We start from the raw sequence: 14,991 nt of genomic DNA, 5'->3' as shown, positions 1-14,991 counted from the left end.
ACCCCGCTTTACCGCGGGGTTTTTTAATTCCTGAAAATTATTTCCCAAGCAATAGAAGCTCATTGCACACTACCTCGGTGATATATCGTTTTAAGCCATCCTTATCTTCGTAGCTTCTGGTGGTAAGTTTACCTTCTATTCCAACTTCTTTCCCCTTAGGAACATAATTCTCAATTAATTCTGCCGTTTTACCCCAGGCCACAATATTATGCCATTGCGTATCTGTGATTTTTTCTCCTTTTGAGTTTTTATAGCTCTCATTTGTGGCTACTGAAAATTTAGCCAGTTTCTTTCCAGATTCGAGATTTATGATCTCCGGATCATTACCTACATGCCCAATCAATTGTACTGTGTTTCTTAAAGTGCTCATAACTAAAGAATTTATTGCAGCTGAAAATCATTCGTTCATTTCAACGATACAAATATGTGGCAGCTTGATTACTCTAATCGTCTGTAAAGTATTTGTATCTGTTTACTTTCGTTTGTAAACGTTTAAAAATGAATAATTGATAATTTGAAGTTTTCAAATGCCTGATATTTGCCATGCTTACTTTATTTTTAGCCTTTTAAATTCGATAAAATGAATAACAGAAACATCAGTAATAAATTCAGAATATATCACAGGTATTTGGGCTTTTTCCTTGCCGGTATCATGGCTATGTATGCTATTAGCGGGATCGTTCTCATCTTTAGGAATACAGATGCCTTTAAAATTGAAAAAACTGTAGAAAAAGAAGTTGCCAGTAACCTTAGCGATGACCAGATTGGTAAAACTCTTAGAATAAAAGATTTTAAGATTGAAAGAACCGAAGGAGATAAAGTCTATTTTGAGGAAGGTGTTATGGATAGATCTACAGGAATCGCCACTTACAAAGTAAAGCAGTTACCGGTCATCCTTGAAAGTTTTACAAAGCTGCACAAGGCGAATACCAATAAACCGCTGTTCTTTCTGAATATCATCTTCGGACTTTGCCTGTTGTTCTTTGTGATCTCTGCATTCTGGATGTTCATGCCTTCTACCAAGATCTTCAGAAAAGGGATTTTCTTCACTATTGGTGGGATTATTTTAACTTTGATTTTACTTCTTGTTTAGATGAGCCTAGAAAAAGCATATAATCAATGGTCTACTCAATACGATACTAATAAAAATCGCACACGGGATCTTGATCAAAAACTTACTATAGAAGTTCTTGAAAAACTTCATTTTAAGTCAGTGCTTGAACTCGGTTGTGGAACTGGAAAAAACACGCAATGGCTCGAATCCAAATGCGAAAAACTCCTGGCGGTCGACTTTTCAGAAGAAATGCTAACAATAGCTGAGACCAAAATCAATAATGATCATGTAAAATTTCAAAGAGCAGATATCACGAAAAAATGGAGCTGGACTTCTGAAAAATTTGATCTTATTACCTGCAATCTTATTCTCGAACATATAAAAGATCTTGATTTTATATTTAGCCAGGCGAATGAAAAATTAAAAGAAAACGGATATTTTTTTATTTCTGAACTACATCCATTTAAGCAATATGTAGGTTCCAAAGCGAGGTTTGAATCTGAAGAAGGACTTATTGAATTAGAAACTTATACTCATCATATTTCTGAATTTCTGGATGTGGCAGGATCAAATAAATTCCATCTGGTAGATCTTCAGGAATGGTTTGATGAAGAAAATGAGAACCCGCCCAGAATTCTTAGCCTTCTATTTCAAAAGTAGAAAGAGCATTTGATTTTAGCTCTGAAAATTAGATGTACGCAACCTTTTCCCCTGCAATGCATCTATTAAAAAAGAAACAACCTTACTATGAAAAAGTTCGCTATACTATTTTGCATTTCCTTACTTACCTATTCCTGCAGCAAATCTGATGACGGAGACGGGAATACTGATGCTGACTTTATCGTGCACAGAAATTCAACATTATCTATTATCGAGAATAACAATGCTGCCAATGTAATGGTAGAAAATGGTGAGAACCTCGTTTTTGAATATAGATTTTCTACGGAAGGCGAACCACAAATTGCAGATGATGAATATACCGAAATCGTATATTTTGAGCTGGATGCTAACACCGAAGATTTTAACTTGAATTCTAATGATTTTGAAGCAGCTAATGCTTATGTAGGTAGATTCTGTTTCTGCGGAAATACTGGTTTTTTCCCTATTTCTAATGGCGAGATCATAGGTGAAAAAGTTGGGAGTAGAGACTGGAAAGTTTCACTCGCTGTAGAGGCGATAATCGAAGCACAGGAGAATTCCCCTGAAATGAGTATTGAAGCTGAAGCTTCCGGGATTTTCAGAACCAGAAATTGATCTTACTCATACGATTTTAATCGACTTATTTTTTTTAGCTATATTCCGTTATGGAAAAATCCTGTCCGGAATGCGGAGAGAAAATTATAGGTAGAACCGATAAGAAGTTTTGTAGCGACTATTGCCGTAACGCTTATCATAATAAGGCCAATAAAGACTCCAGTAAGCTAATTAGAAATACGAATAATCTACTTCGCAAGAATTACCGAATTCTTTCGGAACTTAATCCTAATGAAAAGACTTCGGTTTCTCGGACGAAATTGCTGGCTAAAGGTTTTAATTTCGAGTTTTTCACCAGTATTTACACCACCAAGATAGGAAACCAGTATTTCTTCGTGTACGATCAGGGATACCTGAAACTGGAAAATGATTTTTATGCTTTAGTTAAAAGGAATTAATATTTCCTTGAGAATTTTCTCAGTCTTTCTTGATTAACTTATTCAACATGAAAAAGTTATTGATCCTCGGAATATTAATCTGCACTTTACAAACCATGAATTCTCAAGATTTAAAAGAATATCAATGGGAAAATAGGCTCGTAGTCGTTTTCTCAACGAATCACACCAATGAAATTGTTCAACAGCAATTAGAGATCTTCAAAAAGAACAAAAAAGACTTTGAAGAAAGAAAGCTTATAATGATACAGGCTGTTCCGGGAAAACATAAGGAAATTTTTCCTGAAAATTCAGACTGGAAAAAATCTGATGTTTATAATTCTAAAAAAGAAACAGATTCTGAATTTGAAGTGATTCTTTTAGGACTAGATGGAGGAGTTAAATTAAGGCAAAGTGAACTTCTTCAAACCAAAAAGTTATTCGGCCTGATAGATTCCATGCCTATGCGAAGAGCAGAAATGCGTGATAATTAGTGAGCCCACGTATGTGACCTAAGTTTTATAGCCGCTCTTAAAACATCACGCTGACTTATTTGCCCGATCAATTTACCATCTTCTAGGATCGGAAAACGTCTGAATTTCATTTCAGTGAATTTCCTGGCAGCTTCCAGAACGTTCATATTTCCATCGATAGTCTGCACATTCTTCACCATCCGCTTACCCACCGTAAGATCGCTCATTGGCATGTTGTAATAACGACTGTCTGAGATCTCTTTCATACAATCCCCCTCAGAGATCATCCCCAGCAATTCCATTTTTTCGTTGACGATACATCCTCCGGAAATACCATGTTTGATCAATTTTTCCATCACATCCATAATGTTTTCATGTTCTCGAAAAGTGACCAGGTTTTCTGTCATGTAATCTCTTACTGAAATTCGCGTTTCTGTAGGTTTTTCCGGAGCCGCACGCTTACCCATAAAACTTTTGATTCCCATTTTATAAACTTTTGATTACTAATTACTTAAATATAAGAATTTTTAGTTTAGCATGCAGAGGCGTAAATTCCTTGTCTAATAATCAAAAACTTATTTAACTTTAAGATTTCTGAACCTAAATTCATGAATAACCGATTTACCGGCTTAGTTGCCTTTCTGCTTATTATCGTTGCCGTTTGGCTGAGTTTTAATTTCGATCAGCCTGATTATAAAGCTGATACTTCACATAATCTTACCGAGTTCTCAACTACAAGAGCTTTTAAACACGTGGAGGCGATTGCAAAATCACCACATTATGTTGGTAGTCCTGCTCATAGTATTGTAAGAAATTATATTGTAGATCAGCTGCAGAATTTAGGACTGGAAGTTCAAACACAGGAAGGCTATAATCTCAATAAACATGGTGTAATTGTAAAGCCTCAGAATATTCTGGCGCGAATAGAGGGAAGCGAAGATGGTGATGCTCTTGTATTGATGACGCATTACGATAGCGCTATGCATTCTTCTTATGGAGCCAGTGATGCCGGTAGCGGCGTAGCAACCATATTAGAAGGGATAAGGGCTTTTCTAGAAAAGAACCCGGAACATACCAATAACATCATTTTACTTTTTACTGATGCTGAAGAATTAGGTTTGAACGGTGCCGGTCTTTTTATAGAAGATCATCCCTGGGCACAGGATGCTAAACTTGCTCTGAATTTTGAAGCTCGCGGAAGCGGTGGTAGTCCTTTCATGCTTTTAGAAACAAACGATAAAAATGCTAGACTTATAGAGGCTTTTGAAGAAGCAGGCACCAAATATCCGGTTACCAATTCGCTAGCTTACAGCATCTATAAAATGCTTCCTAATGATACAGATCTTACCGTACTCCGGGAGCAGGGGAATATAAATGGATATAATTTTGCCTTTATAGATGATCATTTTGATTATCATACTGCAACAGATACTCCTGAAAATCTAAATAAAGAAACGCTAGCACACCAGGGCAGCTATTTAATGCCACTCCTGGAATATTTCAGTAATACCAATCTGGATAATCTTTCCAGTGACCGTGACCTCATTTATTTCAGTCTGCCATTTGGAGAGTTTGTAAAGTACCCTTTTGCGTGGATCATGCCTATGCTTTTATTGGCAATTGTTTTGTTCCTTGTTCTCGTAATTTATGGGATCAACAAAGGCCGGCTTGATTTTATAGATATTCTGAAAGGCTTTATTCCTGTTCTGCTAAGTCTTATTTTTTCCGGATTTCTGGTCTGGGCATTCTGGCAATTCTGTCTTTTTATTTATCCGGAGTATTCTGAAATGGAACACGGCTTTACCTATAATGGGTATACCTATATCGCAGTTTCAGTTTTCCTTGCACTTTCGGTTTGTTTTATGACTTATCATTTACTTAGGAAAAGTTTAAGGACAGCCTCTGTATTCGTTGCTCCATTAACGATTTGGTTAGTTATATGTGCCCTTGTTGCAGTTTATCTGAAAGGAGCTGCGTATTTTATCATACCGGTATACTTTGGATTGCTTCAGCTTTTTGTGATGATACGCCAGGAAAATCCGAAAAGGATCCTGATGGTGTTACTTTCCTGTCCTGCAATATTTATTTTACTACCCTTCATCTGGAGCCTACCAGTTGCTTTAGGCCTGAAAATGCTATTTGTAACTGCTATTCTGGTAAGTTTATTATTCTTTCTATTTCTTCCGTTATTCGGATATTTCAGAAGGCTTAAATCTTTTGCAGTTCTATGCTTTCTAATCTTTAATGTACTTATCTTCGTGGCGCATTATTATTCAGATTTCAGCATTGAAAGACCTAAACCTAACAGCCTGGTTTATTTACAGGATCTGGATGAGAAAACCTCAAAATGGTATTCTTATGATAAGATGCCAGATGAGTGGACTTCGGAATTTTTTGGTGAAGATCCTGAAGTGAATTCACATACTGAATCTAATTTCAGCAGCAAATACGGTAGTAGTTTCAGTTATAAATCTGAAGCGCCTTTTATCGATATTCCTCAACCGGGAATAAGCATTGAGAATAAAGGTCTGGATAGTCTTAATAATCAAAGATATTCAGTTAAGATCGCGCCTAACAGAGAGATCAATAGAATGGAGATCTATGAAACTAAGGATGTAGATTTTAAAAGCTTCCAGGTGAATGGACTTGAAGCAGATGATGTTTATTTAGGTGAAAATGCTTTTCACATGTTTACCAGGCGATGGAGAGAAAGACTTCTCACCTATTATGCCTCCAACCAGGATACCCTGAGACTGGAATTTAGTGTTGAAAAAGGAGAGCTGCCAGAATTTGTTTTATACGAATCTGCTTACGACCTTATCGGCAATAAAGAATTAAAGGTTAAAGAGCGTCCCGAAGGCATGATGCCACGGCCATTTGTATTGAATGACGCCACCATTTTAAAGAAAACAATAAGAATTAAAGAATAGAATGAAGATATCGATACTGGGATGCGGATGGCTGGGAATGGAACTTGGAAAAAGACTTCGAAAAGAAAATCATGAAGTTAGAGGTTCTGTTACCAGGATAGAGAGAATGAGCGAAATACGGTCTGCAGGCGTGGTGCCTTATTCTATCAAACTTTTTGAAAAAGGGATCCAGGGAGATATCAGGTCTTTTCTTTCCGGTGCAGAAGTTCTTATCGTTGATATTCCGCCGGGATTGCGTAAGAATCCGGAAGTGAATTTTGTAAAGAAGATCAAGAAGCTTATCCCATACATTGAAAAAGCTTACGTGAAAAAAGTGATTTTTACCAGTTCTACTTCTGTTTATGAGGATACCGAAGACTTTCCGGTTTATAAAGAAGATGCTGAAACTAACAATTCAGATAACATCGCTATTCAACTTCGAAATGCAGAATTATTATTCCTGAATAATGAGAATTTTAATGCTTCAGTATTACGTTTTGGAGGTTTGATTGGCGAAAAAAGACATCCTGTGAACCATTTATCTGGAAGAACAGGTGTAAAGAATCCTGAAGCTCCAATTAATCTTGTTCACCAGGAAGATTGTATCGCGGCGATCTTTAAATTGATCGATAAGGAAAAGGACAATTCTGTTTGGAATATAGTGTATCCAGAACATCCTCCAAAAGAAAAGTATTATTCTAATATCGCTTCAGAAAGAGAACTCACAAAAGCCGAATTTGACCATACTGAAGCCTCCAAAGGAAAAAAAATAAGTTCTGAAAAGATTCAAAAGGAACTCGGTTTTAAATTTTCGAAATCTATTTACTAGTTATTTTACTTTCAGGAGAAAACTTCCGGTAAGATTTTTAGTCTGTAACTTGTCATTAGCATTATACACTAGAATATCAAAATTGCCTTCTACAGTTTCTTCGTCCCATAAGGTGATCTCAATATATCCGCTTTCATCACTATCGTAATGAGAATGCCATGAGGTTCCAAAGTGGAAAAAATTACAATTATTTCCAGAAGAAATTCCGGTCTTATAAATTCCAGTTCCCTCAAACTCCTCTATACTACTGCCAATTCTTTGATATTCCCTATAACTTTTATCTTCAAGACCTCCCCAAATTACAAGAGAGTGATATGGAGCTCCAAAAGGTTTGTATTTGACAACCAATTTCGCACCGATATTATTTTCTTCCTGATTTTTTCTTTCCGCACCAAAGATCATTTGTTTAGAATCCATATTCACCAGAATATACTCTTCATAATTTTCAATGTTTATCGGGTCTGAAGCCTGTTGACTTTTAGCCTCACTTAGTTCATCTGAGGGTTCGCAAGCATAATAAATAATAGAAATCAGAATTACTTTGAGAAGAAAACGCATAATACCCTAATTTAAATTCATAAATGCAGGGTCGTTTCAATCTATAATTTACATTTTTAGTTGCTGATTATCAGTTATTTATAAAATTTTTAGATGATTTAAACAAAAAAATCGGCGTATTAGCCGATTTTCATTTTAATGTAAGAATTAGAGTTTATTTCTTATATGCTTTCGCATATTTTGACCATATCTCATAAATAGGATCTCCTTTTGAACTTTTTCCTGAATGATGCCATTCACCATCTTTTAATTCGTAATCAAACTCCAGGCTTGCTCCTATTCTACTTTTGTCTCTGGAGAAAACATCGATGCTCTCGGTATAGACTCCATTTTCAGCCGTATAAGTTCCGCCACCAGTACCATAAAATTCCTTGGTTGCAGAGTTGAATGCAACCCACTGAAATCTTTCTCCTCCAAGAATTTTGATGGTCCTGCGATCCCCGGGTTTCATAGTATTCATCACACCGTCTCTTTTTCTTCCAGTGATCACCCAGTTACCATCAAGATCATTATTATCATCTGAAATTCGTTCCCAAATCTGGGTGGAATTATCCGTAGTGATTTCGATTTTATCATCATCAGTAAATTCCAGATCTGCTTCGGTAGACTCGCCAACGACCTCCGGAGATTTGGTATTGAAATCTAAAAGAAAAGAATAATCAGAAGGCTTATATTCACCCCCGAGGGCCCATAAAAATTCATCTGAAGAGGAGTCTTTGGCAGTTTCTGCGAAATAATTATCCTGATAGATCCTTTTTACGATCTTATCTGAAACTTCCTTTCCATATTCTTCCACGAGTTTCCAGGAACCGTTTAAAGATTGTGCGTAATTAGTAAAACCGATAAGAAGTACCAGCAAAAGTATAAGTGTATGTTTCATCATTTATAAGTATTTGATCCTTATAAATTTAAAAATATACTTTCAGAAATTAGTTAAAGCTGTATTAAGCTATTCCTTCTGCTCTCCGTATTTATCGTATTCTGGATAAAGGAAATTATTATAAGGGAACCTGGTGATGTGTATCTCTCTTACCGCTTCGTATACTTTTTTACGGAAATGCTCCATATTCTCTTTATTCAAAGCTGAAATAAAAAGGGCATTATCATCTCCCACCTTGCTCATCCAGGTCTTCTTCCATTCCTTTAAAGTAAAATGAGCTGAAGTTTTTTCAGTTATCAGATCATCATCGTCTATAGTTTCCGGCTCGTAGGCATCGATCTTATTAAAAACCATAATTGTTGGTTTGCCTAAGGTTTCGATCTCTGTTAAGATCTGGTTTACCGAATCTATGTGTTCTTCAAAGTTAGGATGTGAAATATCTACGACATGCAATAGCAAATCTGCCTCTCGAACCTCATCAAGAGTAGATTTAAAGGACTCTACAAGCTGAGTAGGCAACTTTCTAATAAATCCAACTGTATCACTTAGCAAAAACGGCAGGTTACGTATAACCACCTTTCTAACGGTTGTGTCAAGGGTCGCAAAAAGCTTGTTTTCGGCAAAAACTTCACTTTTGGAGATCACATTCATTAAAGTAGACTTACCAACGTTGGTATATCCCACCAAGGCAACTCGAACTAGCTGTCCACGATTCCCTCGCTGAACCTCCATTTGTTTATCTATGGTCTGAAGCTTTTTCTTAAGAAGTGAGATCTTGTCTCTAACGATCCTACGGTCGGTCTCGATCTCTGTTTCCCCAGGACCACGCATACCAATACCACCACGCTGTCTCTCAAGGTGAGTCCACATTCCGGCAAGTCTTGGTAGTAAATATTCATATTGCGCAAGTTCTACCTGAGTTCTTGCATAACTGGTTTTAGCTCGCTGAGCGAATATATCAAGGATAAGACCGGTTCTATCCAGGATCTTACACTTCAGGATCTTTTCTATATTTTTTTGCTGTGCGGGTGAAAGTTCGTCATCAAAGATCACTGCTCCTATATCATTTTCTGCAGCAAACTCTTTTACATCATTCATCTTTCCCGAACCTATGAAAGTCTTTGGATCTGGACGGTCCATACGCTGAGAAAATCTCTTGATGACTTCTCCTCCGGCAGTATAGGTTAGAAATTCTAATTCATCCAGGTATTCTTCCAGTTTTTCCTGATCCTGTTCTTTGGTAACTATACCAATAAGGATGGTTCTTTCATAAGATAAATCGGTCTTTTCAATCATAAACACAAAGATAATCAATACAATGCTACTCTTTTAGCATCAACAATACTTCAACAAAATTTTAACTGAAAAAGGCCCGCAATAAAGCGAGCCCTTTAATTTTATATTTTAGATCGGCCTAGAATCCGAAATTAATTCCAAGTCCGAAAACTTCCCTGATCTGAAATGCTCCAACAGCATTATCATCATAAATAGCCTGGAAAATAAAGTTTGCAGAAAGGTAATCGTTGATTCCCATTTCAAGATTCAATAGATAATCTATATCAACATTTCCTGGTTTATCTAAATAATTAGAATATAATGAAAGGGTGTGATCCATATTCACGTTCTCAAGAATCTCATAGCTAACAAATCCGCTAAGCGATGCACCAAATTCAAACCTCATAGATTCACCCTCATTTACTCCAAAATAGTCACCGTCAACATATCCTTCAGTACTGGTAAAATCTTTATCTACAAAGATGAACCTTGCTGTAGCCGGAGCAAGATTAATCATAAAATTATCGCTCTTCTTATACATGATGCCAGGACCGGTTTGTAAATATGCCGGAGACATGAAATGTGTAGTTTCGGTTCTGGTAGTTTCACCGGTTTCGGGATCTTCTCCAAATTCGTAACCTTTGGCAAACTGAGTTCTGAAATTCAGAAACCACGAGTAGTAGAAATTCGTTTCCTCAATTTGCTTGCCAGCAATAGAATTCAATTCTAATCGGTCACTGGTCTTTCTTGCAAATTCATCTCCTTTCACTTTAGTAAGACCATAATTCGCCAGGATCCTATTATCCCAGGTAAAGGCGTCTTTTCTGTAATTAAACTGATAATCTACGGTAAGGTTTCCGGCAATGCTGGAAGTTCCTCCACCAGTCCATTCTTTATTAAAAGCAGATTGGTTAAAAAGCAATTGAACATTTCCTTCACGAGTCCAGCCGTTTGGCGGAATGGAGTCTTTCTTTTCTTCTTCTTGTGAAAATGCGATCCCAGTGCAAAAAAGCAATGAAAAGGCGAATAGTAAATTTTTCTTCATAACTAATTTTTTGGTTTTTTATAAAGCGGAACTGATGAGCAGGCTTCACCATACATCAGGCTTTTCACTACAGGCTGGAGCTTATTAATCAAAAATACATAAGCATTTTTGGGTACAGGTTTATTGGAACAACCTTTTACGATCACCGGTTTATCTTCTAAATCTGAAACATCCAGACCTTCGATAACTTCCTGATATAAATGACTTTCCAGACTCTCAAGATCTCCAATTACCACTTTCTTAGCATATGGATCCAAATAAGTGGTCACCAGCATATACGCCCAAGCCGGCACAATAGCATCGGTAGAGCAAGTTAAAGCGATATATTTATCCTGATATTGAGTCCAGTCATGAGCCTTTGCATGATCTCTAAAATCTTTCTCCTTTAAAACAAAACCTTCAAACAGCCACTTACTAAGGTCAAAAAGAAACCTTTCGCCTTTCGGATAATGATCCTCAAGATTAAAGGTTATCAATTTACTTTGAGCGACTCGATTTACAATCTCTTCCGCCATAATCATGTTTTATAAAAGTCCGAGCTCAAGCTTAGCGCCTTCACTCATTAGATCCTGACTCCAAGGTGGGTCAAAAGTGATCTCTACCTCAGCATCTTTTACCATATCCAGAGATTTCACCTTCTCTTCTACTTCTAATGGTAAAGTTTCAGCTACCGGGCAGTTTGGTGTAGTTAGGGTCATTAAGATCTTTACATCATGATCTGTACTAACCATCACATCATAAATAAGACCTAACTCGTATATATCTACAGGGATCTCAGGATCGTATATCGTTTTAAGAACGGTAACGATCTTTTCCCCTAATTCCTGCGTATTTATTTCCTGTTCCATTCTAGTTCAATTGAGTTTGGTATGCTACGGCATACATTTTTAATTGCTTGATCATACTAACTAATCCATTGGCTCTGGTTGGAGACAAATGTTCTTTTAAACCAATTTCATCAATGAATTTAGTATCTGCCTCGATAATTTCTGAAGGATGCTGATCTGAAAAAACTCTTATCAATATCGCCACAATACCTTTAGTGATAATTGCATCACTATCTGCAGTAAATGCAAGCTTGTCGCCTTCAAGTTCAGCATGAACCCACACTTTACTTTGGCAACCTTTAATAAGGTTCTCGTCTATCTTATATTTCTCGTCAATAAGAGGAAGCGATTTTCCCAGCTCTATCATATATTCATAACGCTGCATCCAGTCATCGAACATTGAAAACTCATCAATTACCTCCTGTTGTTTTTCCTGAATCGTCATATTTCAATTTTAAGCAAAAGTACAATAAGAAGAAGTGCTATTCAACATTTTCTGCCAATCTTAAAATAGCTTCAACTAATGGCTTGACTTCTTCTGGCGGATTACCGTGATCGAATGAGTTAGTCTTATAAATGGTATCATTCTTACGCACACTTAAAATAGCATGCAGAGCGGCATCTGAAGCTCTTGAATCTGAAGGTGCTTTTAACTGACTCATTTTTGCAGCATCTATTTCTCCAGCGATATTGATCAATTCTGACCATTCTTCTGATGATATAGAGTTTGAGTTTTCATTTTTGTTCAAACCTGTGCTTTTTACTGTAATCTGATTTGGTGTTACCGTGTACATAGTGGATGAGCCTCTGGTAAAGGTTTCATAACTAAAGGATTCTATAGAGCCTGCCTCCGGATTAGAACAATTATTAGTAGAAAAGAACATGATCACTATAGCTAAAAAAGGAATTTTCATATCTGGTGTTTTAATGATTAAGGACATATTACAAAAAAAGGCACCACAAGGGTGCCTTTTTAGATTATTATTAACTGAAAGCTTAGTCAGCCATAGTCGCACGGAAACCTCCGTTAGCGAATACAGAAAGCATTCTAGACTTCTGTCCTTCAGTAAACATGTTTAGACATGGGTCATCAGAATAGTCCATGAAGTTCATAGTCATATCTGCAGTTCCACAGTTTACTGTTGGGTAAGTTGGGCAACCTCTTGAAGCTGCATCAGAATCTGGAGTATCTGCTACGTAATCTGTAGCTCCACATCCACCATCACCCCAAATGTGGCGAAGGTTTAACCAGTGTCCAACTTCGTGAGTTGCAGTTCTACCAGTAGAATACTGAGTAGTTCCAGTAAATCTGTGATCCATTACAACACCATCTGTAGCCCAGCTTCCTCCAGGGAATTGAGCATATCCAAGAATGTTTCCACCTCTGTAAGGCATGTTGCTTACTACCCAGATATTAAGAAATTCCTGAGGGTTTACAACATCAGACCCGTCGCTAGAAGAAAACTTCATGCTGTCATCTGGTCTCCACTGACGTTTTTTAGTTTTCACACGAATCACATCTTCAAGTACGAAACGAACACCAATATTTGCTTCAACTGCAGCAAATTCAGCTGGAATTGTATTTCTTCCAGGGTTGTTCATACTAAAATCTTCATTTAGCGCAGTAACCTGATCCTGAAGTTGTGAAAGTGGAATATTCTCATCTGCACTATTGTAAAGTACGTGGAATACGATTGGAATTTCAATTTTTCCGTCAGCTGCCAGGCGCTTCGTCCATCCGTTGCTAAGAGCCTTTTGAGTGTGTTCCTCAACAGCAGCCATTTTTGCAACTAATTCTGGATTTTCAGCGATCTTCTCATCTAAAACTCCCATAGTACCACACTGGTCATCTGCGAGAGCAAAAGTTTCCTGTTGGTTTACCATAGTTTCTTCAACAGTTTCTTCTGAAGACTTCTGGCAAGATGCGAAGACTAGGGTCAGGGCCGAGGCCAACAAATAAATTCTTTTCATTAAATAAAAGTTTTTTGGGTTAAAAAAATTATTTCCCGTCGATCTTTTCTTTGAGTGTAAGGGCCAAAAATGTGAAAATATCGACTTGCTAATTGTTTGGTTTAAGCTTAAGCTTTTTGGCACTTTTTCAGATGTTTTTCTGAAAAATACGAGCCGAATATAGCCAAAGTTTTAAATAATTCTTAACGGAATGAAAAGAAAAATTTAACGGAAATGGACGATTTATCCCACAAATAAGGCTATTCGTCGGATACGAGCAGGTGTTAAATCTGGAAAATTCTTATAATTTTAACAAATACAATGCTATTGAAGCATCATTTTGGCCTTTTTAACCGCCTCGATAAAACGGTCAATCTCCTGGTAAGTGTTGTAAAATGAAAACGAGGCTCTAACCGTTCCCGGTATTTTAAAGAAGTCCATTACAGGTTGGGCACAATGATGACCGGTTCGTACCGCAATACCCATTTTATCTAATAAAGTTCCAATATCATATGGATGCAAACCTTCAATATTAAATGAGATCACAGCGGTCTTTTCTGAAGCTTCGCCATAGATCTTCATTCCTTCGATCTCCTTTAATTTTGCTGTCGCATATTCCAGCAATTCGTGCTCATAATTTGCAATTATCTCAAAACCAATATTATTCATGTAGTCTATAGCAGCTCCAAAAGCAATACCACCACAAATATTTGGAGTTCCTGCTTCAAACTTATGAGGTAAGCCGGCATAAGTCGTCTTTTCGAAAGATACAGTGGCGATCATCTCTCCTCCACCCTGGTAAGGCGGAAGTTTCTCCAGCCATTCCTCTTTTCCGTATAAAACTCCAACTCCTGTAGGCCCGCACATTTTATGAGCAGATACCACATAAAAATCGACATCAAGCTCCTGCACATCTGCCTTAATATGAGGCGCTGCCTGAGCTCCATCTATCAATACTGCGGCTCCATTTTCATGAGCTTTCTGAATGATCTTTTTAATTGGATTCACCGTTCCAAGTGCATTGGAAACGTGATTCAGGAAAACAAGCTTTGTATTTGAATTGACAAGTTTTTCGAACTCAGCATAAATCAATTCACCCTTATCGTTCATGGGGATCACCTTCAACTCAGCGCCTGTTCTTTCACAAAGCATTTGCCAGGGAACGATATTAGAATGATGCTCCATGGCAGAAACCAGGATCTCATCACCTTTTTTCAGAATAGATGAAAATCCGTTGGCTACAAGATTAATACCATGGGTGGTCCCAGAAGTAAATATGATCTCATGAGATTTTTCAGCATTAAAGTGCTTCTGAATCTTTATCCTGGCCTGTTCATATTTATCTGTAGCTTCCTGAGAAAGGGAATGCACACCTCTATGGATATTGGCGTTATAATTTGAATAATAATCAACGATCACATCCATTACCTGTGTAGGTGTCTGGGCAGTGGCCGCATTATCAAAATAAACCAAAGGATAGCCATTAACCTCGCGGTTAAGAATTGGAAAATCCTTTCGGATCTTTTCGACCTCAAAAGTCTTAGCCTGAGTTTGCTGACTCAT

Annotated in this window: 19 protein-coding genes; 7 read left to right on the top strand and 12 right to left on the bottom strand. The window is 37.2% G+C overall.

All coding sequences use genetic code 11. From position 1 onward, the window contains the following. Positions 1–37: 37 nt before the first annotated feature. Positions 38–370: a single-stranded DNA-binding protein gene (locus RE431_RS12925; protein WP_309562406.1), complete on the bottom strand. Its 333-nt coding sequence runs from the start codon at positions 368–370 to the stop codon at positions 38–40. Between the two features lie 210 nt (positions 371–580). Between RE431_RS12925 and RE431_RS12920 the strand changes: the two genes are divergently transcribed. The 5 genes from RE431_RS12920 (at position 581) to RE431_RS12900 (ending at position 3,176) form a co-directional block, all read left to right on the top strand. After that, positions 581–1,093 carry a PepSY domain-containing protein gene (locus RE431_RS12920; protein ID WP_309562405.1) on the top strand — a complete coding sequence of 171 codons (513 nt, stop codon included), beginning with the start codon at positions 581–583 and terminating at the stop codon, positions 1,091–1,093. Then, complete coding sequence (locus RE431_RS12915; protein WP_309562404.1) at positions 1,094–1,714, top strand: class I SAM-dependent DNA methyltransferase; 621 nt, start codon at positions 1,094–1,096, stop codon at positions 1,712–1,714. An 87-nt stretch (positions 1,715–1,801) separates the two neighbouring features. After that, a complete protein-coding gene (locus RE431_RS12910) occupies positions 1,802–2,308 on the top strand; it encodes a hypothetical protein (RefSeq protein ID WP_309562403.1) in 507 nt (168 codons plus the stop codon). Between the two features lie 50 nt (positions 2,309–2,358). Then, positions 2,359–2,706 carry a hypothetical protein gene (locus RE431_RS12905; protein WP_309562402.1) on the top strand — a complete coding sequence of 116 codons (348 nt, stop codon included), beginning with the start codon at positions 2,359–2,361 and terminating at the stop codon, positions 2,704–2,706. 47 nt (positions 2,707–2,753) lie between these two features. After that, positions 2,754–3,176: a DUF4174 domain-containing protein gene (locus tag RE431_RS12900; RefSeq protein ID WP_309562401.1), complete on the top strand. Its 423-nt coding sequence runs from the start codon at positions 2,754–2,756 to the stop codon at positions 3,174–3,176. Here the strand turns inward: RE431_RS12900 and RE431_RS12895 are convergent. Then, complete coding sequence (locus tag RE431_RS12895; protein WP_309562400.1) at positions 3,173–3,640, bottom strand: CBS domain-containing protein; 468 nt, start codon at positions 3,638–3,640, stop codon at positions 3,173–3,175. The two genes, RE431_RS12900 and RE431_RS12895, sit on opposite strands and share 4 nt — an antisense overlap. Positions 3,641–3,763: 123 nt before the next feature. Here RE431_RS12895 and RE431_RS12890 point away from each other — a divergent pair, with 123 nt between their 5' ends. Beyond that, a complete protein-coding gene (locus RE431_RS12890) occupies positions 3,764–6,085 on the top strand; it encodes a M20/M25/M40 family metallo-hydrolase (RefSeq protein ID WP_309562399.1) in 2,322 nt (773 codons plus the stop codon). Position 6,086: 1 nt separating this feature from the next. Next, on the top strand, positions 6,087–6,893 hold the full coding sequence (locus tag RE431_RS12885; protein ID WP_309562398.1) for an NAD(P)H-binding protein: 807 nt from the start codon (positions 6,087–6,089) through the stop codon (positions 6,891–6,893). On the opposite strand, the gene RE431_RS12880 is transcribed toward RE431_RS12885, so the two are convergent. The 10 genes from RE431_RS12880 to RE431_RS12835 form a co-directional block, all read right to left on the bottom strand. Next, the gene (locus RE431_RS12880) at positions 6,894–7,451 is read right to left on the bottom strand and encodes a hypothetical protein (RefSeq protein WP_309562397.1); all 558 of its coding nucleotides are present in this window, start codon (positions 7,449–7,451) and stop codon (positions 6,894–6,896) included. It abuts the gene before it with no gap. Between the two features lie 154 nt (positions 7,452–7,605). Further along, positions 7,606–8,334: a hypothetical protein gene (locus RE431_RS12875; protein WP_309562396.1), complete on the bottom strand. Its 729-nt coding sequence runs from the start codon at positions 8,332–8,334 to the stop codon at positions 7,606–7,608. Positions 8,335–8,400: 66 nt separating this feature from the next. Continuing rightward, positions 8,401–9,627, bottom strand: coding sequence for a GTPase HflX (gene hflX / locus RE431_RS12870; RefSeq protein ID WP_309562395.1), 1,227 nt, complete (start codon positions 9,625–9,627; stop codon positions 8,401–8,403). 118 nt (positions 9,628–9,745) lie between these two features. Beyond that, a complete protein-coding gene (locus RE431_RS12865; protein WP_309562394.1) occupies positions 9,746–10,651 on the bottom strand; it encodes a DUF3078 domain-containing protein in 906 nt (301 codons plus the stop codon). Between the two features lie 2 nt (positions 10,652–10,653). After that, on the bottom strand, positions 10,654–11,166 hold the full coding sequence (locus RE431_RS12860) for a DUF2480 family protein (protein WP_309562393.1): 513 nt from the start codon (positions 11,164–11,166) through the stop codon (positions 10,654–10,656). A 9-nt stretch (positions 11,167–11,175) separates the two neighbouring features. Then, positions 11,176–11,499 carry an iron-sulfur cluster assembly protein gene (locus RE431_RS12855; RefSeq protein WP_309562392.1) on the bottom strand — a complete coding sequence of 108 codons (324 nt, stop codon included), beginning with the start codon at positions 11,497–11,499 and terminating at the stop codon, positions 11,176–11,178. Between the two features lies 1 nt (position 11,500). Next, on the bottom strand, positions 11,501–11,923 hold the full coding sequence (locus tag RE431_RS12850) for a SufE family protein (RefSeq protein WP_309562391.1): 423 nt from the start codon (positions 11,921–11,923) through the stop codon (positions 11,501–11,503). A gap of 37 nt (positions 11,924–11,960) precedes the next feature. Next, positions 11,961–12,392, bottom strand: a complete 432-nt coding sequence (locus RE431_RS12845) for a hypothetical protein (RefSeq protein ID WP_309562390.1) — start codon at positions 12,390–12,392, stop codon at positions 11,961–11,963. Between the two features lie 82 nt (positions 12,393–12,474). Further along, positions 12,475–13,449, bottom strand: a complete 975-nt coding sequence (locus RE431_RS12840) for a M43 family zinc metalloprotease (RefSeq protein ID WP_309562389.1) — start codon at positions 13,447–13,449, stop codon at positions 12,475–12,477. A gap of 303 nt (positions 13,450–13,752) precedes the next feature. Then, on the bottom strand, positions 13,753–14,991 hold the full coding sequence (locus RE431_RS12835; RefSeq protein WP_309562388.1) for an aminotransferase class V-fold PLP-dependent enzyme: 1,239 nt from the start codon (positions 14,989–14,991) through the stop codon (positions 13,753–13,755).

Source organism: Christiangramia sediminicola (assembly GCF_031344135.1).
Classification (GTDB): domain Bacteria; phylum Bacteroidota; class Bacteroidia; order Flavobacteriales; family Flavobacteriaceae; genus Christiangramia; species Christiangramia sediminicola.
This window is presented reverse-complemented; position numbering and strand designations above follow the sequence as displayed.